The following is a 21,399-nucleotide window of genomic DNA, read 5'->3' as shown; positions in this document are numbered from 1 at the left end:
GTTGCCGCCAACTGTTTGAGGGCGAGGGGAGTCGCGTTATGACGATGATATTCGGCGTGCCAATGGCCGTCTTCATGGGCCAGCTAACGCTGGGCCTGGTGAATGGCGCCTTTTACGCACTGCTTAGCCTGGGCCTGGCGGTCATCTTCGGCCTGTTGAAGATCGTCAACTTTGCCCATGGGGCGCAATACATGCTGGGAGCCTTCGCCGCGCTGTTAGGCTTTCGCTATTTGGGCATTAATTACTGGCTGGCGCTGCTGTTAGTGCCGCTAGTGGTTGGTGCTTTTGGGGTACTGCTGGAGCGCTTTTTGCTGCGCCGTATTGCCCATCTGGATCACCTCTATGGGCTGCTGCTCACCTTTGGTTTAGCGCTCATTTTTGAGGGCACGCTGGTCAACTTCTTCGGTGTTTCCGGGGCGCGTTACGCTACACCGGAGATCCTTCAGGGCGGTTTGAACCTGGGCTTTATGTTCCTACCGACATACCGTGCTTGGGTACTGGTGGCAGCGCTGGCGATGTGCCTGTTTACCTGGTTTATGATCGAGCGTACGCGGTTGGGTGCTTACCTTCGCGCGGGTACTGAAAACTCGCAGCTGATGCAGGCTTTTGGCGTTAATGTGCCGCTGCTGATCACGCTCACCTATGGGTTTGGGGTTGGTCTTGCTGCGTTTGCCGGCGTGTTAGCAGCGCCGCTCTATCCGGTATCGCCGACCATGGGGTCGAGTTTGTTAATCGTGGTGTTTGCGGTGGTGGTCATCGGGGGAATGGGGTCGATTCTAGGTGCCATTATTACCGGGCTTTCCATGGGCATCATCGAAGGGCTGACCAAGGTGTACTACCCCGAAGCCTCTAATACGGTGATCTTTCTTGTCATGATCCTCGTGCTCATGTTGCGCCCCGTTGGGCTGTTCGGTAAGGAGGCATGAACATGGCAGAATCTCAATCAATGGCGGCGCCATCCGCGGTGCTGGAACGTCAGAAACGGGCCAAGTTTCGCCGCAATATGTTCTATCTGGCGCTAATCGTGGTGGGGCTGGTAGCGCCGTTTTTGGCCTATCCCGTGTTCTTGATGAAAGTGCTCTGTTTTGCGCTGTTTGCCTGTGCGTTCAACCTGTTGCTTGGCTATGCGGGTCTGTTGTCTTTCGGCCATGCGGCTTTCTTGGCCACTGGTGGTTACGTAACCGGCTACCTGTTGGCGAGCTACCCTGGATTAACCCCGGAGCTGGGTATTATCGCCGGTACTGTTTTGGCCACGCTGCTTGGGGTGGTGTTTGGGGTGCTCTCCATCAGGCGTCAGGGCATCTATTTTGCCATGGTGACTTTAGCGATCGCCCAGCTTGTGTACTTCATGTTTGTACAGGCACCGTTTACCGGCGGTGAGGATGGCTTGCACGGCGTGCCCCGTGGCGAACTATTTGGGTTTATCAGCCTAAGCAGCAACCTGGCGATGTACTACTTTGTGTTCGCGATTTTCATCTTCGGCTTCGCGCTGATTCAGCGCACGGTGCACTCGCCGTTTGGCCAGGTACTAAAAGCGATTCGTGAAAACGAGCCCCGCGCGGTATCGCTGGGCTACAACGCCGATGCCTATAAGCTAGTGGCGTTCGTGATCTCTGCAGGTTTAGCGGGCTTGGCGGGTTCGACCAAAACCGTGGTTTTCCAGCTGGCTTCGCTGACCGATGCGCACTGGCATATGTCCGGTGAGGTGATTTTGATGACCCTGCTGGGCGGTGTGGGCACCTTGCTGGGGCCGTTAATGGGTGCGGGAATCGTGGTCAGCCTTCAGCATATCCTGGCGCAGTCGCCGCTGGGGAATTGGGTTAGCGTTATTCTCGGTATCATCTTTGTGGTCTGTGTACTCAGTTTCCGTAGCGGAATAATCGGTGAGCTGGACAAGATGTATCGCAAAAACTTTAAGTAACCGTTTTTATTAAATAGCACTCTCTCTGTCCGATTTTGGGSGCCGTTTGGCGCCCTTTTTTTGATTCTTTTATAAGGCCTACGCCTAAGGTAGCAAGCGTTGGCAGGTTGCTTGTAGCCGAGTAAATGGATAAGTTAACGTTAACGTCAATTATAACGACAACAGCAGTGCGCACGCGCATCTGCGGAGATACGCCATGAATTTTGAACTCAACGAAGACCAGGTGGCCTTTGCCGATATGGCGCGGGCCTTTGCCCAAAACGAATTCGAGCCCCACGCTGCCGAGTGGGATCAAACCTCCTTCTTTCCCGTCGATGTGATTCGTAAAGCAGGCGAGCTGGGCTTCTGCTCTCTTTATGCACCTGAAAGCGTGGGTGGGCTAGGCCTCTCGCGGTTGGACGCCAGCATCATTTTCGAACAGCTCTCCATGGGCTGCACCTCTACCACGGCCTACCTAACCATTCACAATATGGTCACCTGGATGCTGGCGGATTTCGGTACTCCGGAAGCGGTCGAGCAGTGGGGCGCAAAACTGGCCACGGGCGAGCTGCTGGGTTCTTACTGTTTAACCGAGCCTAACTCAGGCTCCGACGCCGCCTCGCTGAAAACCACTGCCAAGCGCGACGGCGACCATTACGTATTGACCGGCAGCAAGATGTTTATTTCCGGCGCCGGAAGCACCGATTTTCTCGTGGTGATGGCGCGCACCGGCGGTGAGGGCGCCAGCGGCGTTTCGGCGTTTGCGGTTGATGCCAAGAGTGACGGCATTAGCTATGGGCGCAAGGAAGAGAAAATGGGCTGGAACAGCCAGCCCACCCGCATGATTACCTTTGAAGAGGTGCGGGTACCCGCCAATCATCTGCTCGGCAATGAAGGCGACGGTTTTAAAATCGCCATGAAGGGCCTCGACGGCGGGCGTATCAATATTGCTACCTGCTCTATCGGCACCGCCCAGCAGGCGATCAACAAAGCGCGGGAGTATATGCTGGAGCGCAAACAGTTCGGTAAGCGCTTAGCCGAGTTTCAGGCGCTGCAGTTCCGCCTAGCCGATATGGTCACTGAGCTGGTCGCTGCACGGCAGTTGGTGCGCATGGCCGCTACCAAGCTGGACGCAGGCCACGCCGATGCACCGACCTACTGTGCCATGGCTAAACGCTTTGCTACCGATGTGGGCTTCAAGGTGTGCGACGAAGCGCTTCAACTTTACGGCGGCAACGGCTATATCAAGGAGTACCCGATGGAGCGCTACGTGCGCGATACCCGGGTACACCGGATTCTTGAAGGCACCAACGAAATCATGCGACTGATCATCTCCCGCCGGGTGCTGGCAGACGGTGCCACCGAGCTGTAAATGACGATGAATAAGATTACGGTGGATACGATAGCGACGGATAAGGAATGCCAATGAGCAGCGTACTGTTTACCGAACACGCCACCCAAGACGGCCACGTAATTGCTGAGGTTAAGCTCAATGCCGAGCGCTCGCTGAACGCTTTAACGCTTGAAATGTGTGAAGAGATGCTGCCCCGCCTGCGCGCCTGGGCCACCGACGAGCGGGTGGTGGCGGTTGTGCTGGATAGCGCAGGCGAAAAAGCCTTTTGTGCCGGTGGCGACGTGGTGAATCTATATAAAACGATTACCGGCGAGGGCGACCCCAGCTTTCCGGAGCGCTTTTTCGAGACCGAGTATCGACTCGATTTTCTACTCCATACATACCCCAAACCAGTGATCTGCTGGGGCAATGGTATTGTGATGGGCGGCGGCATGGGGCTGTTAAGCGCCAGCAGCCACCGTGTCGTGACCGAGACCTCGCGTTTGGCCATGCCAGAAGTCACCATCGGCCTCTACCCGGATGTAGGCGCCAGCTGGTTTTTAAACCGGCTTCCCAACGGCGCAGGGCGCTTTCTAGCCATGACCGGCTGCCAGATCAATGCGCCAGATGCTGTACATCTAGGCTTGGCAGACCGCTGTATCGCCAGCCACCACCGTGATGCCATGCTGCAGCAGCTGACCGACGCACAATGGGGAGCCGGGGAGAATACCGATGCCAACGGTGTGGTTAACCGCATCATGCGTGAGCTTGAGCAAACATCCCAGCCTGTATTTGCCGAGTTGGAAGCGCCCGTTTACCAGCACTCGCCGCTGATTCGCGAGTTGATGGATCACGACAGCGKGGAGCAAATTGTCGCCGCCATTACGGCGGTAAAAAGCGACAATCAGTGGTTTGGCAAGGCACAGAAAACGCTGGCCCACGGTAGCCCGGTGTCAGTGAAATTGATTGATGAGCAGCTAAAGCGGGCTAAACATATGTCGCTGGCAGAGGTTTTCCAATCCGAAATGTCGCTCTCGGTGCAGTGCTGCCGCCACCGCGAGTTCCCCGAGGGTGTGCGCGCACTGCTGGTCGATAAAGACGGGCAACCGAACTGGACGTATCCCGATGTGGCCTCGGTAGAGGAGAGCTTTATCAACGAGCTACTATCTTCCGCATGGTCGCAAAATCCGCTGGCGGATCTACGCTAATATAATCTTCCCATTACCGGCTAATAAGGATAATAAAATGAACACCATCGCATTTATCGGCCTGGGCAATATGGGCGGCCCCATGGCTGCCAATCTAGTAAAAGCGGGCTTTGACGTGCGCGCCTTTGATCTTTCTCAAGAGGCGCAAGAGACCGCCAAGGCGAATGGTTGTGAAGTGGCTTTCTCGGCCCAGGAAGCTGCCACCGACGCCGATTTTATTATTTCAATGCTGCCCGCCGGAAAGCATGTACGCGGGCTATATATTGAAGACGATGCGCCGCTGTTTGAAGTGATCAAACGTGGAGCGCTGGTCATCGACTGCTCTACCATTGACGGTGCCACTGCCCGAGGCGTTGCTGAGGAGGGCGAGAAGCTGGGTATCGGCTTTATCGATGCGCCGGTTTCCGGTGGCGTGGGCGGCGCTCAAGCGGGCACCTTGACCTTTATTGTGGGCGGCAGCGAGGTCGAGTTCAGGCTGGCCAAGCCGGTGCTGGAAGCCATGGGCAAAAATATCTTCCACGCCGGAGATCACGGCGCAGGGCAGGTGGCCAAAGCCTGCAACAACATGCTGCTCTCTATCCTGATGGCGGGCACCTGCGAAGCGATCAATATGGGCGTCAAAAACGGCCTGGATCCCGCGGTGCTTTCGGAAATCATGAAGCAGAGCTCCGGCGGTAACTGGGCGCTCAATGTTTACAATCCCTACCCAGGCGTCATGGAAAACGCACCGGCCTCCAAAAACTATCAGGGTGGCTTCCAGGTCGACCTGATGATCAAAGACTTAGGCCTTGCCATGGATGTCAGCCAGCAAAGCGCCTCCGCAGTCCCCATGGGCTCCGCCGCCCGCTCACTGTTCACCCTGCATAAAGCCAAAGGCAACGGTAAACTCGACTTCTCAAGCCTGATGCAGTTTTATCAGGATAAAGAGTGAGGCGTGAGGTGTGAGGTGTGAGGTGTGAATCGTGAGGTATGAATCGTAAGTGGTGAGGAGCGGGGTTTTGTAGCGCGTGGTAACGAGTTTTGCGAGGAACGAGCAACACGAGGCACCCGTATGGACGGCCCCGCGCGAAAGGGCGGCGAAGCCGCCCCAGCTATCCCACCAAAGCCACAGCTTGTCTCCGATCTCAAGGGCGGGCAAACTTAAAGAAACTGCTCATATACAAGGACTACCATGATCACGCTTTGGGGCCGCAACAACTCCACCAACGTCAAGAAAGTGCGCTGGGTGCTAGAAGAGCTGGAACTACCGTTCGAGCAGATCCAGGCTGGCTTGGAGCACGGCGTTAACAATACGCCGGAATACCTGGCCATGAACCCCACCGGCCTAGTGCCGCTACTCAAAGATGACGCCACCAACAGCGTGCTGTGGGAATCCAATACGATTATTCGCTACCTTGCCGCGCAGTACGGGCAAAGCAAGCTATGGATCGAAGCCCCCGCCGAACGGGCGCAGGCAGAAAAGTGGATGGATTGGTCGAACAGCACCCTGTCACCCAGGCACCGCACGATCCTAATGGGCTATGTCAGAACCCCACCCGAAAAACGCGATAACGCTGCCATTGAAGCGGGTATGCAGGCGTGTGAAGAGCTGTTTGAGTTGATGGATAACGTGCTGGCCAAGCAAACGTTCTTCTCGGGCAATGAGTTTGGCCTGGGTGATATTGCCGTTGCACCCTTTATCTACAACTTATGGCATATCGGCTTAACCTGGCAGCCACGCCCCAATCTAGAACGCTGGTACCAACAAATCGCTGAACGCCCCGCCTACCAAAAAGTGGTGGTGATTCCTGTAACGTGATGCTTGAATGTAAATGAGGTAAGCGTACTTGTAGCGCGTGGTAACGAGTAGCGAGCGCAGCGAGAAACGAGGCACCCGCGGGAGGGCAGCGAAGCTGCCCCAGGGTAATGCCTAAAAGCTCGCCTCAACCTCCGCCAACTCATCATCCAACCCCTGCAATACCTCACACGCCAACCCATAGCGCTGGGCACTCTCAATCAACGGCCCCAAGATCGCCCCGCGCTCGGTGGGGCGTTTAGCCTCTACATCCTGCAACATCGAAGCCTTATTGTTTGCCGTGTTTTCCACCACCTGCCACACCAACGCCAACCATGCATCTTCACCGTTGCCATCATTAGGCGGCGCAATGCCCTCGGCTATCATAATCGCCGCGACTTCCTTTACCACAGCCAACACACGGCCCGCATAAGCTTCACCGCGCAATTCACCATTACGCACACCATTTAATGCCACCAACGGATTAATCGCCGCGTTCACCGCCAGCTTCTGCCATAAGCGCTGGCGAATATCACACACCTTTGTGGCGGCAAGCCCTGCCTGGGTTAATGTTTGCGCTAATTCTTCCGCCAGCGCACCGTGGTGGTTATGCAAATCACCCACAAAGGTATGCCCACGCCCCGCATGCACCACGCCATCATCACCGGTTAGATAAGCACCTTCGGTTGTTGTCGCGCACAGCACCGGCCCCGGCCACGCCTGGGTAATACGCGGTTGCGCCAAAAAACCGTTTTGCCACAGCACTAGCGGTGTAGCAGGGGAAATGCAGTCAGTAATGCCAGCCAACGCCGACTCAGCCACCATGGCTTTGGTAGTGATATGCACAAAGGCGGGCGGTACCAGCGTCTTTAATGCCAGTTGATCTATCGTCAACGAGTTTAACGGCAGCACGAGCTGTTCGCCTTCCGGCGTGGTCAGCATCTGGCGCGCAGTCAGCGCACGGCGACCGAGTAGCGTGGTGGCCGCTATGGGTGAAAGCGAATGGGCCAGCAGGCGGCCAATGGCACCCGGGCCGAGTATCCAGTGGGTAGTCATATCAAGCATGTACTCTACAGCGGCGTTGCCGCCAAGCTTACCGCGTTTGGTTTAGGGTCGCGAAGGTAAAAAAGCCGAGCAAAGGGGACTAATGGCTAGTGACGGTGGTAAATAATGTCTGATAAGTTTGAAGCTAAGTGAATTTGGTGGTGAAGTGGTCAATGTGTGACGGCGTATGATGCCCGATGTTGTCATGAAGAATTATTAGATGGCTGTTTTCGACCCTTTGCAGACATTCGCGCTACCTTGCACGTCCTTCGAAAGGCAATACCTAGCAGCAAAATAATGGAGCTTTCCATTAAAATCGTCATTGTCATCCTTAGCAAACAGCGGCTCAATTCATAGTTCGACCAAGGAATAGCGAGAAATGCCCCAAGCCTCTGACTCACTTTTGAACAACACCGTCGCTCCAGGCAATTTTGATGATCAGAGCCTAGCTGTCTGGCTGGATGCCTGTTTGGCCCAAGAGCATCGTGTGGCATATGTCCACGCTGGGTACCTGAGCAAGGTGGTTGATCTTGAAGAGTCCGCCCCCGTTCTCCATCCAGCTGATCCAGGATCAGAGGCCAAGGCTCGTCTAAAGAAGCTAGTCGGCAAGAAGCTGCTATTCAGCCTTGAGGTTTCGAGTGAAGCGCTGAGTAACGCGCGGGTTGCCGACAGCACTTGGATATATGACCAAGTGAAAAGCAAGCCCTGTGTAGATTTGCTCATTGCCACACGAGATGGGCTGCTCGGCAAAGCCAGAGGTAGAGGGCCAGAGATTTCCAAGCAAACAGCACAGAAAGTGTGGGCTGACGCAGGTGGGAGATGCATGTTCCAAGGCTGTAGCAAGGATTTGTCAGAGATCCATCTCTGGACAAAAGCCGCCCAGGTTGGATATTTAGCCCATATCGTTGCATCTGACCCCGAAGGGCCTCGGGGGAACCAAGAGGACTCTCATCGGCTCGCAAATAACCCAGACAACATCATGTTGATGTGCGATGAACACCATCGCTTGATCGACTCGTTCGCGCCTGAGCACTACACCGAAGAAATCCTTTACGAGATGCGCAAGTCTCATCGGGATATGGTTCGAAACTACTTGGATTCTTTGGCATTCCCCCCTACGAAAGCAGTCACTTTGCATGCCAATCTAGCAAACGTACCAACCTACTTCCACGACTCCGAGCTCATTGAAGCCATCATTGCAACGAGACGAGCGATGCTGCCAGGGGTGGTCCACTATGTTCGACGGAAATCGCAGAGAGATGATCGTCATTTGCCAGGATTTTGGCATCAGTATTTAAGAGAACATGAACACCATATTCGCCAATTAGTTACTGGATTTGAATCGTGCAGTGGGTCTGTTACTGAAAACTTGGCCGTTTTTCCCTTACACCACATCCCGACGCTTGTTTTAGCAGGACGCATAATGGGGGAGGCACAGGCCATTCAGATATTTCAGTACGACAGGCATCGGAAGACATGGGCTTGGAACCCTCAGGTTGCTCCTCATTCCAGAGACACCTTTAACGTTGATTCACTTTCGCTGGACCACGCCATAGAGGTTCTTATTACTCTTGAGCTAACGGCTCACGTGGATGAAGGGGCCCTACCTGCCGACCTTAAAACTCGTATAGATAATGGTCATCTGCCCTGGATTCGCGTTACAAGTTCGAATACAGGAATCAATTGTATCGGGCACCCTGATGATCTTGACCAGTTCGCAGAGGTTGCCCGTAAAGCAATCATGCATGTTCAGGATGTGATGAGGGTTCAGAAGGTACACCTTATCGCCGTAAGTCCCGCCAGCACAGTGTTCCGTTTCGGGCAGATGCTGCAGGCGGGGCACCATCCCGAATACATCATCTATGACCGAGCAGGKCGTGACTACGAATTCATACCTGCTTTGTCGATTACTGGCCATCACGTTTCGGCCACTGACGGTCAGCAGACCTACATAGTTAATCTGCGATAAGCAGCCCAAATGAGTTTGATACCATGATCACTAAAAGCGCAGAATTGGTAAAGCATGCTGAACAAAAATGTCCTACTCGTTTAACGCAGTCGCTTGAATCGTTTGCGGCTCTCAGAGAGGGCTACATAGCTGGTGCTATAAATAGGCTGGAAGAATATGGTCTTTGGGCTAAGGCGCTTAGTGAAGCGAATTCGCATATCGCTGTGGATAAGGAAGAAATCGCGGCTGCAACTGACGCATACAATGAAGTTGCAGATTATTTAGCCACTAACCTCTCTTGGCCCCCCGAATCTATTTCGATCAAGCCACAAGGCTCGGTGAGCACTAAGACTTTGATTCGCTCCCCCTATGGAAGTGAAAAATTCGACATTGATGCTGTATGCAAAATCGACATCTCTCACATTGAGGCGGATAATCCCGTGTCATTTTTTGAGTCAATAGGTCAGGCTTTGAAAGAGCTAGAGGCTCAACCCAAACGGCGCTGCTGGAAGATACCTTTCACCGGACGGAAATTTTATCTCGAATTTACCCCTTCTATACCGTTGAATACTATATCGGAGCAAACCCTACATTCTATGGCGCCGCGCTATAGCGTAGCGCGATATGGAGAAACCGCGCTTGCGGTCGTTGATATGCCCACCGAAAGCTGGAAAACCTCTAATTCTGAGGGTATGAGCAAGTGGGTTAACGACACGTCGGAGCGCCGCCTCCTTTGGTCAAATGTGATGGAAGCGCATGCATATGATAGGGCTGCAGCAAGCATTTCTCCGGTGCCGGATCAGACCGTAGACATCACAGACACACTTCGGGTTGCTATCCGGTTGTTTAAMCGCCACCGAGATATGTGCGCTAGGCGTGGGATAATTGATGCGGCTACCAAGCCAATCTCAGTCATTATCGTGACATTACTCACCAGTTGCTATGAGGGTCTGGCGGACTTAGGTCGATCATTTGAACACCCAATAGAGTTGCTGGATGAACTCGCTACCCTTATGCCGCACCTCGTGCTGGAACTCGATGGTAAATACCGGGTTGATAACCCAACAGTCGAGGGAGAGAACTTCGCTGAGAAATGGAATGATGATAACGGCGAGCGTTATAAATCATTCATGACTTGGACAAACGCACTATCTGCTGATCTCCAATCCATTCTTGCTCTGAAAGACCCTCAGGCTATTTCCATACGTGTGCGCGATGTTTTTGGGATTGCTGCCCCAACAGGTGGGGGCAACGGCTTGACTACAATTCAGCCTCCAGCTCCTAGAGCCACTCCAGCAAGTCGCGGTTTGGCTTAAAAAATGGAGGATTAATGGCGCTGGATTCGAGCTTTTTGTGCGAGCAATTCCCTGAGCTTCAGCTATCAGCTTTGCACCGGGAGGGAGGAGTCACTGCCTACCAATTGCGGCTACCTCCTTTTCAAGAGGGAAGAGAATTTAAGTGGGCTGAGCTGCGTTTGCCCAAGGGGTTTCCTGAGTATGGCAAAGCATTCATTCAGTTATCTCCAGATGCTGTCTTGCGTATACCGCATCTCGATAGAGCTGGAGTGCTTTGCATTGAAGGCGACCCAGGCCCTGGCCTCGGATATTCMCCAGAGGACAGGGTTAAGTTAACCTTGCATGGCTATGTTGAACAGTTCCTGAGGCCTTGGCTGAATGGTGAACTCGATGGTGACTTCGAAAATGAGGCACTGAATTATTGGGCTATAGCGGTAACTAAGGCACGTTCAAAGTTCGATGCCGTTAGAGGTTTATGGACAGTTGATTCGCCTCCACCAAAGGCACGAGTTAGAAGCGGACTGCTCTTGATTCCAAATAGGGTCATTATTGCGGCAGATGAGCAGTTGCCTATCACCAATCGTTTAGTGCAGTCCATGGGGCTTGCAGCGAAGCAGCGTGTTCGCGTGCTAGTGGCAGATATTCCGATTTCACATTCATTTACGCCGTCTACTTGGCCAAGCTCTATGTCTGATCTGGAGCGCATTCTACAGGGTAGGCTTCTTCCTGCAGAGTATTTGAGGCTTAAAAATTGCCGCAGTCGCAAAGGGCGAGGCATATACTGCGTTGTTCTTTTAAGAAATAATGAAGTGTCCTTTGCCTATTTGCTTCCCGGTGGTCCGCCAACCGTTCTAGACGTATACCGAGGAAAGAAAGCTAGGCCTTCTCTTCCTAAACCGCTACCACTGATGACATCCCGCTTAGATCCAGATTGGACGGTCGGGCGAGATCAGCATCCTCAGATTAGTGGGCGTCAAAGTAAGCACGTTCTGGTTTTGGGGGCCGGGGCTCTCGGCAGCCCGATCGTAGATCATATCGCCAAGGCAGGTGTTGGTCGGATATCCGTGGTAGATGCTGACACCATGTCTTCTGCGAACATTGGGCGGCACCTGCTTGGGGCTGACTCTATAGGTCAAAATAAGGTGGATGCAATTGCTAGGCGGATTAACTTGGCTTACCCGGCTACAGAAGTGACTCCGTATGCGATGAGCACAGCAGAGTGGTTAAAGAAAAACACTTTGGTAGATGTAGACGTGGTGCTCGATCTCACTGGCGAGCCTGATGTACGAGTGCAGATTGAACAAGTCCGCTTAAGTTACCCACGCCCCTTGCTGATCGGGTGGATGGAACCTTATGTGGCTGCCGCTCATGCTTGCATGCTGCCTGCAGGTCAGAAATGGTTGAAGGGAGCACAAGATCCATTGTCTTATTTAGAAGCAGTGGTATGGCCAAGTGAAGTGATTATACAAGAGCCTGGGTGCAGTAGCCGCTTCCAAAGCTATACGGCTGCGGCTGCAGAGCATGCGGTTGCATTGGTGGCTGAGTGCTCGCTGGAGATGATCGACAATTCAGCAACAGTTACTACCGATTCATCAGTACGGAGTTGGGTACGTGGGCAACGCTTTTTAGACAAGCACTGGCCTGGGCTTACGCATAAAGAATGGGCAAAGGATGCTAGCGTTCACGATGGGTTGATCTTGAACAGGCAATTTCCATGATCAGGATATTCTTCTATCCCGATAATACCCGTTATGTCCTGTTTACTGAGCAAGCCTTGTCTCATATGTATGCTCATGCCCAAAGGAGACTATGGCAGAAAGAAGCTGGCGGTGAGGTATTCAGTTCAGAGCCGGGCTCCAGCGGCCTTGTCATCCACACCGCTACTGGTCCCAACCGCGCTGATTACCGACGTAGATGCGCCTGGAACCCTGATATAAAAGCCTCCGATAGAAATAGACAGATCGAATTCTCGCACAACAGGCATGTGGTTGGTTTGTGGCATACACATCCAGAGATATATCCGTCGCCCTCAGCTCGGGATCAAAAGACTACGTGGGAATATCTCGACTCATTCCATGGAGAGAGATCTCGTTATCTCATGGTGATAATAGGTAATCATGGTGGCGTGCCTAACATGGGTGTATGGCTGGCCTCATGCCAACCATCTCGTGAGTGGACACAACTTTGTGAAGCTACGATTGCCTGTGGCAAGACGAATCTCCAGTTTAAGGGGGCAGCACGAACTATCGGAGATCTCCAAAACGGGTCATGTAAATCAGAGTGAAAGATCAGTTCTTCGTTTGCTGTATGATTTCCCTGATCATGCGAAACAGCTCGGCCTGGTATTGAGCATCATGCAGTGCCTGATGGTCCGGTTGTAATTTGGGTTGGAGTCGAGCGGCCATTTGGCTAGAGCGGGTATTTATCCAATTTGACCCAGTTGCTCCCATGTACAGTGCCTTAATGTCTAGCGCGGTAAAGCCAAAGGGATTTGTCTGGAGATAGCGGTGGAAGTAATAGTTTACGAAGGACCAGTCAAATGGCGCATTGAGCCCGACGAATACGGGCAAGTTTTCAGTACCAACAACTTCCCCGACCCAGCTCTGGAACTGTGCCATCGCAATTTCTGGATTGAGTCCCTCAATTTCTAGGGCCTCCAAAGAAAGTCCCGTCACCGCTAGTGCTTCAGGATCTGCATTGGTCGATATTGGCTTCAGCTTACATGAGAACACCTGCTCAGGTTTATCTACATTGCACGCTCCAATTGTGAGCATGCTGTACTCTCCAGGAATCGGGCCTGAGGTCTCGACGTCAATTGAAATATAAACTTCGTGTTTCTTGCTCATGGGCCGAGGTGCTCCGGTTGTAAAAAGGGAGAAATTCTTTGTGGCTTTTCGGCTATCGCTTGGTGGCCTTCGTCCCGCCCTGAAGTGTTTGATCGATCCTGAGCTGTGGTAAAAGCATCATCTTAGTTGCCATCGACAGCTTAAAGCGTCCGCTCCTGGCCGATTTCAGCCAAGCGCGATAGGCTTCTCTCTGCTAGGTAATGCCAGTACTCGTGACGAGTACTGGCATTTTTTGTAGAGCAGAGTCAGTTATGGTTGAGAGGAGGCACAATGACAGTTGTTATGGGCCTATCGTCCGGAGATGTTGCTGCAGCGTTCACAATGGTCGATGGGATCTGTACCTGCTTCCCGTTGGAGAGCTTCCGAAGGTGAGCATTTCGGGCATGTGTGCGCTTGGATTGGCTAGTGCCGCCGCCCTGCTTTTCGTCACCAGCTTTAGATGAGGTGGGGCGTTTGCGAAGTTGGCGGGTTCGAGTTTCAACATCCCAGGCGGTGATTTCCTTTGGAGGAATCATCTGGAATCCAGATGGGGTCCGCTTGGGCTTTGGGGTAGAAGGCCTACTTGCAGGGGGTACCTCAGCTGTTATGGCACAAAGCCGATAAAGCAAGCCCGCGATGGGAAGGATATCTTCCTCCAGGGTGCTTTTCAGGATTTCGAGGAGTTCCTCAGGATGTTTTTGGCTCTCATTTAGAAGTGGTGGGCGCTTCCTATAATCCCTTAGAACCGTTGCCTGGAAGAGGTTTCGATCATTGTTGTTCATTCCCCACCAAGACGCGCCCTTCTTCCAGTTTCGAATGATGTCGGCACGTGAGTTCATGGGCTCGCGCACCTTGTGAATCTGGTATTCGATCCGCACATGGACGATATCGGTCAGCGAATGAAAAAGCGGCTCGYCACGGTCCATCAATAGAATCAGTCCCAACTCTCCATCGAGATGGTCGTCGAGATAGGCAAAGAAACCGGACAAGGGATCTCCCAGCCATGAAAACCCCGGTGTAGGCACGTAGATACATGGTTGTGGAAGGTGAAGGAACATTTTGGGATCAGGATCGCTAGGAATACCGTTCTCACGGGCGTCCGTAACGTCCTCATCGCTCATCACAAATATCCCTTTCGTGAGGCGCCAAGAAGCTAGGCCGGCAATGACATCGATGTCATTTAAGCGCTTTCTCTGTTCCAGTTTGCCTGGTCGGCTGTAGCGACCGCGCGCAGGGAAGGGGTCTTGAAACTCGTGATTCAAAAATCTGGTGGGAATGAAGCAACGCCGGTCCCACTTGGTATCATGCTCATGAGCGAGCTGGCGGACACCGTCAATCTGCTGCCAGATGCCTTCATGTCGTTTGCTTATTTTGGTAAGAAATGATTGCGCACGAGCAGATGCTACCGCAATTAGAGAGGATTGTGTCATAAGGACTCCATACCAATGATGAGTCATATCCAGGTTCCCGCCTGGTCAGGGCACAGGGTGTGCCGGCGCTGAGTCCGGTTGACTCAAACACCCATTTTCATGCCTCGACAGGCACCTTTTCAGGCTATTCCAAGTCGGGGCACAATGTAAAGAAGGATATGCGGCAGTTCCGTTGACAGAGCGGGTGATCAAGGGAGTAGTCAGTGGTCGTGCTTCGTCAGATTTAAAGCGAGCATGAGGCTGTCGATTGGCTAGAGCCACGCACCTACTGACCGAGTGTTTAGTATTTAGGGTCGCCTAGGACAATTCTCGAACGACTGCAATTGGCCGAATGGGGTAGCTTCAGGCTATGCTGATGTAACGGCCGCAGCATCGGTCGCTGGAGCCGATCGGCCACCGATTATCGTCAGACCAAAGGATATTGGCGCCTGTGATATTTGAAACATTAGCAACTCGATTGGGTGGGTCCGCTTTCTTAGCGGGAGTCAAGTATCTTTACGGCCGACTCGTTCCCCATAGAATCAAAGCTAAGAAGACTCCGCGGAATTTTTTCGAGCACATAGGCCCTGGGGTTTCCAAAGAGTTCGTGGTTGCATCACTAGGTCCGCCGCACCGGCAGTGCGAGGAGATATGGCAATATAATTTTGGGGACGCGCTAGCGCAGATCGAATTCTATGTGGATGGGGCTGCTCGCTCAGTGGCCCTTGCCATCACTAATGACAGCCCGAAGCAGGGCTTCAAGCTGCCGACTCTTGAGGTTCCACTCGGGAAGCTGACATTTAACGAATTTCTTGTTTGCCCAGAAGGACACTTTAGGTACCGATCGACATTGAGAACGTGTGAACTTCTATATGAAGTAAAGTTTCCACCTTCATGGACGAGCAACCATTACACTTTTGGAGCACTTTGCGTACTCACACCAGGAGCACTAGCGGAATCCGCTTTTAATACCCAACTGGCCGAGGCGAATGCGAGCTCTGCCGCGAAAGATGTCCGGGTAAACTGGATCGGTCTTTCTAATAGCTCCGAGGAGCTTTGGTTTGATTGGTCTATTGCATTGCCGGTGTCGGCTTAACGATCGACTATGTTTAGATTAGGCTATGCTCAACGCTTGCTTTTGGCCGAAAAAAAAGCCAGATTAATGAAACTTTGAAGCGCAGAGAAATATATGACATATGGATACAGGCTCAATGTTGAGCAGCTCATGCTAAGGAGAGCAAACAATAGTTTTGATGAAGCTAAGAAGAAGATGGTTGAGGTTCCTGATTCTGTGCCAGAGTCTGGAAAACCTTATTCCTTTAAAGGTCCAGGGTTTGAAGATGATGAAACTATTGCTCTCTGCATTGAAGCTATTCTTGGCTGGGCAATTTCATTTGAGGCATTTGTAAATTTAGTTTGGCATGCTCATCCAATAGCTAAAGAAGAGAATGAGAGAAGCTATGGAAGCACAACAGCCAAGCTAAAAAAATTGTACAAAATCTCTCGATTGCCTTATGGCGATTCAAGTTGGAGAGCTGGCATCCAGGATCTTTTTGATATGCGAAACTATCTTGTTCATTATAAGGATCCGGTAGTTTATATAGGTTTCAGTTTTGCAGCTAAGTTTCAGCACGATTTCTCAGAAAGAAGCATGCAGAAGATTCAACGAGACGTTCTCTGTGCGATAAAAGAAATTGGAGTCCTGTTTGGTGTTAAATCTGGATTTATTGATGTTGATTATGATCACTTGGTGTATAGATATTAATTCAGTTTGGTAGCATGGCTGCGCAGGCCAAGATCGGCGATAGCGGGCGAGCAGCCTAGTGAACGACTGCGATTTAGCCCTAGCTTACAATTGCAGATAACGGTTTCGCTGTGGCTGTATTACTTGTTATTTCAGTTGTGCTGAATGTCTGCTTCTGGCCGATAACGGCAATCCAGCTAGGGCCAGCAGTGTCAGTCCCTGCGATCAATGAGCATCAGGATCGCTAACAAGTTCTCCAGGTCATGGCAACCCCGGGCATTGGACGCCAAATCACGACGAGTCTCAGCTCGACAGCCCTTCGTGACCAGGCACGAAACCGCCCAGCAGGCGGTCGATTTCCTTGGCAGGCATTGGACGGTAGAAGAAGAACCCCTGGATGAGGTCGCAATGCATTTCGCGAAGCAATGACAACTGTTCGGCGTTCTCGACGCCCTCGGCCACCACTTCCAATCCCAACCGATGACCAATGAAGATGGCACCTTCCAGGATGGCCCTATCCTTCGGCTGTGTGGGAGCGTCGTGGATGAAGGAGCGATCTATCTTCAGGGCGGTGACTGGAAAGTGCTTGAGATAGCTCAGGGAGGAATAACCGGTTCCGAAATCGTCGATAGCAATGTGAATACCGCGATGATAGAGGCGCCGCAGATCCTCGAGGACGGTCTCGTCGGCTTCTATCAGGACATTCTCGGTCAATTCGATGCCGATATCCCGCGGGCCTAAGCCGTGGCGCTGCAGCGAGTCCTCGAAGCTCTTGAGGGCATCGGGACGCACCAGTTGACGCCCCGAGACATTGATATCGATGCGGTGCTCATGAAATCCCTTGGCACGCCATTCCACCTGCTGGCGGCAAGCCTCTTCGATGACCCAGTCGCCCAGACGATGGATCACACCGGAACGCTCGGCCAGCGGGATAAACTCGGCAGGCGAGATCGGCGGGCCCTCGGCAGGCTCCCAGCGTATCAAGGCCTCGAGATTCTCTATTCTCCCACTGGCCGCCGAGACCTGGGGTTGGTAGTGGAGGGAGAATTCACCGTTATCAAGGGCTTCCTCGAGTCGCGCCGAGAGATAGTGTTGGCGAACCAGCTCATCATGGAGCTTCTGTTGGAAGAAACGTACAGCACCCCGGCCCTCCAGTTTGGCACGATTCTTGGCAACATCGGCATTACGGATCAATTCGCGTGACGATTCACCATTCTCGGGAAAGAGTGCCACACCCAGGCAGGCCGTGACCTGACGCTCTCGACCATCCAGGACGAAAGGTTCCCGAAAGACATTCTGGACATGGCGAACGACCCGTCTGACATCGGGGGGCAAGTGGACGCCGGGAAAGGCCAGCACGAATTCATCGCTAGAAACACGGGACACCAGGTCAGTGACCCGCTGGCACTCTCTTAGTCGCCGAGTCAGCTCAATGAGCAGGCGGTCGCCCTGATCATAGCCAAGGGCATCATTGATTTCGACGAAGTGATCGATGTCCAGGTAGATGGTTGCCAGGCCATGACCCTGGCGTCGACAGGAATCCAACAGACTGTTCAGATCGACTTCGAAGGTCTGGCGGTTAGGGAGATGGGTGAGCCTGTCGAAACGGGTGGCGAATTCCAGGTCACGGTGGGCGCGCTTTTGGTCGGAAAGATCGACATCCACGCAGAACATCAGGGGGGAGTCGGTATGCTCATTGAGCATCAGATGCTGCGAAAAGACCGATACCAGTTCACCGGTTTTGTGTTTGAGCTGGAGTTCATCGGCGGGTATATCGACCCCTTCTTTGATCCAGGCATCATGCGCCTGGATCACCCCGTCACGCATGAAGGCAGGAATGATCAGATCTTCCAGTAACTGTCCTTGGGCTTCCTCAGCGGTATAGCCATAGAGACGAGTGCTACCCTCATTCCAGTAAATCACCCGCCGATCGCGATCATAACCCTGAACTGCCACTTTCGGCAGACTCTCCAGCAGGGAGCGGAATTGCTGCTCACTCTCCAGATACTGGCGGCGTACTAACTCGACTTCTTCCCTACCGGCATCATGCGAATCGATGCCATCAGTTGAAGGTGTCTTTGACATCTTCAACACGAGTGCACCGGAAAACTTCCTGCGGTTCTCCTTCAGGCGTTTCGGATCTCTGTGAAGTCGGGGATCGCTGGCAGTCATGGGATCCACTTAAAGAAAAAACACTGTCAAGAACCATCATAATGGCAACGAGAGGGGCACTTTGTTGTGATTATCCTACACCTATTTGTAGGAGATAACCTACAAATACGTCATCAACGGTCTGATCCTGTTTTCAAAAAAATCACTCTTTTTAGTACATTTCTTTGACATATCGTTGCAAATCTTTTCATTTTCTACCTGTTGACCTCAGTGTTTACACCGGCAACACCGGGCAATTCAGCCCAGTTAACAGGAGAATACCAACATGAAACTCGATACTCTCAAGCACGGTTTCGACCTCACCTCCATGCCTGCCGATTCACTCGCCGATTATTGGAATCCGGGAGTGATAGAGGCGCTGAGGCATCAGGATTGGGCGAAAACCAATATTCGGGAGCGAATCGATCTGACTGCCTGGCAGGGGTTTACCGCTGACCTGCCGCGCGATCCCTACGTTAACCAGCGATGGAAGCGGATGTCATGGCTCGCCCTGAATGATCAGGGTGATGTCGAGGATATGGGCCAATGCCCCATGGCCCAGGGGGGTGCCTTCAACGACGCGGAAAGCATGGCGGATCGCCTGCGGTACTATGATCCGCTGACTCGGGAATTTATGGCACGCCCCGATGTGAAAGCCTTCGTTCGCGCCTGGGCAAGGCTGTGGAGTATCGGTGCGCACGAACCCATCCTGATGCAGATCACCGGGGTTCGCGGGGAAGGCAGCATCGACCCCCTTCAGGGACAGGGAATTCATGCCGATGGCTGCAAGGCCCTAAGCATTCTGGTCATCAATCGGGAAAACGTGGCGGGCGCCGAAAACCACCTCTACGCAGACAAGGCTGGCACGCAACCCTTGGTCGATATCACCCTGAATCCGGGTGATATCCTTCATCTGAACGATGACCGGCTATTCCACAGTGTCGACGGGATCGAACAGCTCGACAGCGAGTCACCCTTCGAGCGGTTCATTATCATCATCAATAGTCGCTTCGTGGACGACTTCCAAAACCGGATGTTGCGTCGCTACTTCCCGGAAGCGGTCCTCAATGAGAGCTAATGACACTCTCGGTAAATTGAGAACCTAGCAACACCCACGCCCCCGGAACTCCGGGGGCGTTTTGGTTGTGCGCCCGGCAAGGGGAAGTGCTGGCCGACGGCAAGGGTGTCTGTCTCCACTGGCCAACGCTGTGTGAGCGGCTGCTGGCAACGGCTGAGTAAACGTGTCCCTTTTAAGTCGGCTTTGTCTGGGCAAGGCCCCGAAGGTTAACGAGCGATGCGGTTACTGGCGTCAGTAAAGCCGAGCAGTGAAATATCTATGTCCATGCGTTCACCGCGTGGACTAATCATGCTGAGGGTTGCTGTATTGCCACTGCGGAGTTGCTGCAACATCGACGACTCAATGGGCACGTCAGCACGGCACCCTTGCTCCTGGCATACCTGATAGGGGAATTGGACTGGCTCAGCGTTATCCACACTGAATTGCAAGCCCGGGGCCAGACGTACCCCCAGCGGCACGAAGAAGCTCATCACCGGGTCATCGATCTGAGGCGGGTAGTCGAGAATTACCTGCATCAAGGGCTGGTCGCTGTCAGGTTGAGTGATCAATTGCGACATCGCACAAGGGCTCGGGCCCTCGGCACTACGCTGGCAACGGACTTCCCAGTCCTGGAACGACTCGGTAGTGACATCATTACCGGAGGCTGCCCCCGGTTGTTGTTGGCTGAAGGCATTGGGGGACAACGCCAAGAGCGATAATAGCCCCATCCTGCATAGGTTTTGAGACAGGTTTTGAGACAGGTTTTGAGTAAGAGAGTGCGGCATTTGAGTAACCTCCTGTTGGTTCGCTGATGGTGGATGATAATACTCACCATGCCTGCTTGTTCGCTTGAGGTCGAGCCCTTGATTTACGAGAGCGTGGTTGGGCGGTTTACTTTCCTCTCCAACCGGTTTTCCTGAGCGCTTTTTTATTTAAGGTAAATATAGATTTTATGTGTAAAACCATTCGCTATATAGGTGAACTCCGGAGTGGCGATTAAGGCTTACACAGGACGCTTGGCAGGCGTGTTGCCGCGTATAGCGGTGCAACTGCTGCTGAGTCTCCCTAAGCTGAAAAACACCGTCAGATATCCTGCCGATATAAATCTGGCATTATACCCTGAGCAATATTCTGATATACCCAGGCTGTATTTATATGTCCGCTTACCTTTGCAGTTTTTATTGGCGTGTTTTGTGTAGTGGTCAATTAAAAGTGAAAGGCAAGAGTGTGAAGGGGCTGTTTGAAATTATGTAAGGTAACAAAGTTTCGTTCTATCAAAAGCAACGCCTAACACTACTGTATTTTGCTATTTAGTCTTAGCAGTGAGCGGTAGTGCTGAGTTAGGCTCGCTTAGTTACCTAGTACGTTGGTTTCGCTTTTCTTTGATGATTTAGCAGCTTTCTTTTCTTTCGCTGTTAGAAGGGGTTTCTTTTTAGTGTCTTTTTTACTGTCTTTTCCTTTGCTCATGCTATTTGCCTCTATTAATCCATTAGTTGACCCGTTAAGCTGTATGAAACCAGCTTCGGAGAGCTGATGTTAGCGCATAAAGTGTCGACGCGCATTGTATATAGTTAATACCCTGCTAAAACGTAAAAGCTGGCCTCATCCTGGCCTTATGAAATCCTCAGGAAGTAGCAAGGTGACTGATAGACCGCACCTTGCTCCAATACAACCTAATTCTTTGTTTCTATAGGGTTAAGCTTATTTGTTA

General features: G+C 52.5%; 17 protein-coding genes. 12 read left to right on the top strand and 5 right to left on the bottom strand.

Annotated features, from left to right (window positions below):
* The first annotated feature begins 38 nt into the window (after window positions 1-38).
* The 6 genes from HALO_RS14035 to HALO_RS14010 all read left to right on the top strand — a co-directional run bounded on the left by HALO_RS14035 (window position 39) and on the right by HALO_RS14010 (window position 6,239).
* Complete coding sequence (locus HALO_RS14035; protein WP_035578663.1) at window positions 39-926, top strand: branched-chain amino acid ABC transporter permease; 888 nt, start codon at window positions 39-41, stop codon at window positions 924-926.
* Between the two features lie 2 nt (window positions 927-928).
* Window positions 929-1,921: a branched-chain amino acid ABC transporter permease gene (locus tag HALO_RS14030; RefSeq protein WP_035578664.1), complete on the top strand. Its 993-nt coding sequence runs from the start codon at window positions 929-931 to the stop codon at window positions 1,919-1,921.
* Window positions 1,922-2,117: 196 nt separating this feature from the next.
* Window positions 2,118-3,272, top strand: a complete 1,155-nt coding sequence (locus HALO_RS14025; RefSeq protein WP_035578672.1) for an acyl-CoA dehydrogenase family protein — start codon at window positions 2,118-2,120, stop codon at window positions 3,270-3,272.
* Window positions 3,273-3,325: 53 nt separating this feature from the next.
* The gene (locus HALO_RS14020; RefSeq protein ID WP_050713553.1) at window positions 3,326-4,441 is read left to right on the top strand and encodes an enoyl-CoA hydratase/isomerase family protein; all 1,116 of its coding nucleotides are present in this window, start codon (window positions 3,326-3,328) and stop codon (window positions 4,439-4,441) included.
* 37 nt (window positions 4,442-4,478) lie between these two features.
* Complete coding sequence (gene mmsB, locus HALO_RS14015) at window positions 4,479-5,372, top strand: 3-hydroxyisobutyrate dehydrogenase (RefSeq protein ID WP_009286467.1); 894 nt, start codon at window positions 4,479-4,481, stop codon at window positions 5,370-5,372.
* Window positions 5,373-5,612: 240 nt separating this feature from the next.
* A complete protein-coding gene (locus tag HALO_RS14010) occupies window positions 5,613-6,239 on the top strand; it encodes a glutathione S-transferase family protein (RefSeq protein WP_035578677.1) in 627 nt (208 codons plus the stop codon).
* A gap of 111 nt (window positions 6,240-6,350) precedes the next feature.
* On the opposite strand, the gene HALO_RS14005 is transcribed toward HALO_RS14010, so the two are convergent.
* Window positions 6,351-7,271: a ketopantoate reductase family protein gene (locus HALO_RS14005; protein WP_035583258.1), complete on the bottom strand. Its 921-nt coding sequence runs from the start codon at window positions 7,269-7,271 to the stop codon at window positions 6,351-6,353.
* A gap of 367 nt (window positions 7,272-7,638) precedes the next feature.
* Between HALO_RS14005 and HALO_RS14000 the strand changes: the two genes are divergently transcribed.
* From HALO_RS14000 to HALO_RS23755, 4 genes are read left to right on the top strand one after another with little or no spacing between them, the layout of a single operon-like run.
* Window positions 7,639-9,228 carry an SAVED domain-containing protein gene (locus HALO_RS14000; RefSeq protein WP_035578681.1) on the top strand — a complete coding sequence of 530 codons (1,590 nt, stop codon included), beginning with the start codon at window positions 7,639-7,641 and terminating at the stop codon, window positions 9,226-9,228.
* Window positions 9,229-9,251: 23 nt separating this feature from the next.
* Complete coding sequence (locus HALO_RS13995) at window positions 9,252-10,523, top strand: nucleotidyltransferase domain-containing protein (RefSeq protein ID WP_050713552.1); 1,272 nt, start codon at window positions 9,252-9,254, stop codon at window positions 10,521-10,523.
* A gap of 14 nt (window positions 10,524-10,537) precedes the next feature.
* A complete protein-coding gene (locus HALO_RS23355; RefSeq protein ID WP_197671939.1) occupies window positions 10,538-12,220 on the top strand; it encodes a ThiF family adenylyltransferase in 1,683 nt (560 codons plus the stop codon).
* The gene (locus tag HALO_RS23755) at window positions 12,217-12,786 is read left to right on the top strand and encodes a Mov34/MPN/PAD-1 family protein (RefSeq protein WP_081899050.1); all 570 of its coding nucleotides are present in this window, start codon (window positions 12,217-12,219) and stop codon (window positions 12,784-12,786) included. Before HALO_RS23355 ends, HALO_RS23755 begins: the two co-directional genes overlap by 4 nt.
* A 4-nt stretch (window positions 12,787-12,790) precedes the next feature.
* Here the strand turns inward: HALO_RS23755 and HALO_RS13980 are convergent, their stop codons facing one another.
* A complete protein-coding gene (locus tag HALO_RS13980; protein WP_035578688.1) occupies window positions 12,791-13,348 on the bottom strand; it encodes a 3'-5' exonuclease in 558 nt (185 codons plus the stop codon).
* Between the two features lie 245 nt (window positions 13,349-13,593).
* Window positions 13,594-14,757 (bottom strand): hypothetical protein, encoded by a 1,164-nt coding sequence (locus HALO_RS13975; protein ID WP_050713551.1) that lies wholly within the window; start codon window positions 14,755-14,757, stop codon window positions 13,594-13,596.
* 1,168 nt (window positions 14,758-15,925) lie between these two features.
* Here HALO_RS13975 and HALO_RS13965 point away from each other — a divergent pair.
* Window positions 15,926-16,501: a hypothetical protein gene (locus tag HALO_RS13965; protein WP_035578696.1), complete on the top strand. Its 576-nt coding sequence runs from the start codon at window positions 15,926-15,928 to the stop codon at window positions 16,499-16,501.
* 282 nt (window positions 16,502-16,783) lie between these two features.
* Here HALO_RS13965 and HALO_RS13960 read toward each other — a convergent pair whose 3' ends face one another.
* Window positions 16,784-18,565 carry a putative bifunctional diguanylate cyclase/phosphodiesterase gene (locus HALO_RS13960; protein WP_081899051.1) on the bottom strand — a complete coding sequence of 594 codons (1,782 nt, stop codon included), beginning with the start codon at window positions 18,563-18,565 and terminating at the stop codon, window positions 16,784-16,786.
* 352 nt (window positions 18,566-18,917) lie between these two features.
* On the opposite strand from HALO_RS13960, the gene HALO_RS13955 reads away from it, so the two are divergent.
* Window positions 18,918-19,709, top strand: a complete 792-nt coding sequence (locus tag HALO_RS13955) for a 2OG-Fe dioxygenase family protein (protein ID WP_035578698.1) — start codon at window positions 18,918-18,920, stop codon at window positions 19,707-19,709.
* Between the two features lie 206 nt (window positions 19,710-19,915).
* Here the strand turns inward: HALO_RS13955 and HALO_RS13950 are convergent, their stop codons facing one another.
* The gene (locus tag HALO_RS13950) at window positions 19,916-20,473 is read right to left on the bottom strand and encodes an invasion associated locus B family protein (RefSeq protein WP_050713550.1); all 558 of its coding nucleotides are present in this window, start codon (window positions 20,471-20,473) and stop codon (window positions 19,916-19,918) included.
* Window positions 20,474-21,399 lie beyond the last annotated feature (926 nt).

The sequence above is a fragment of the Halomonas sp. R57-5 genome, assembly GCF_900070345.1.
Lineage (GTDB): Bacteria > Pseudomonadota > Gammaproteobacteria > Pseudomonadales > Halomonadaceae > Vreelandella > Vreelandella ventosae_B.
The sequence above is the reverse complement of the archived record's forward strand: the minus strand, read 5'-3'. Positions and strand labels throughout refer to the sequence as shown.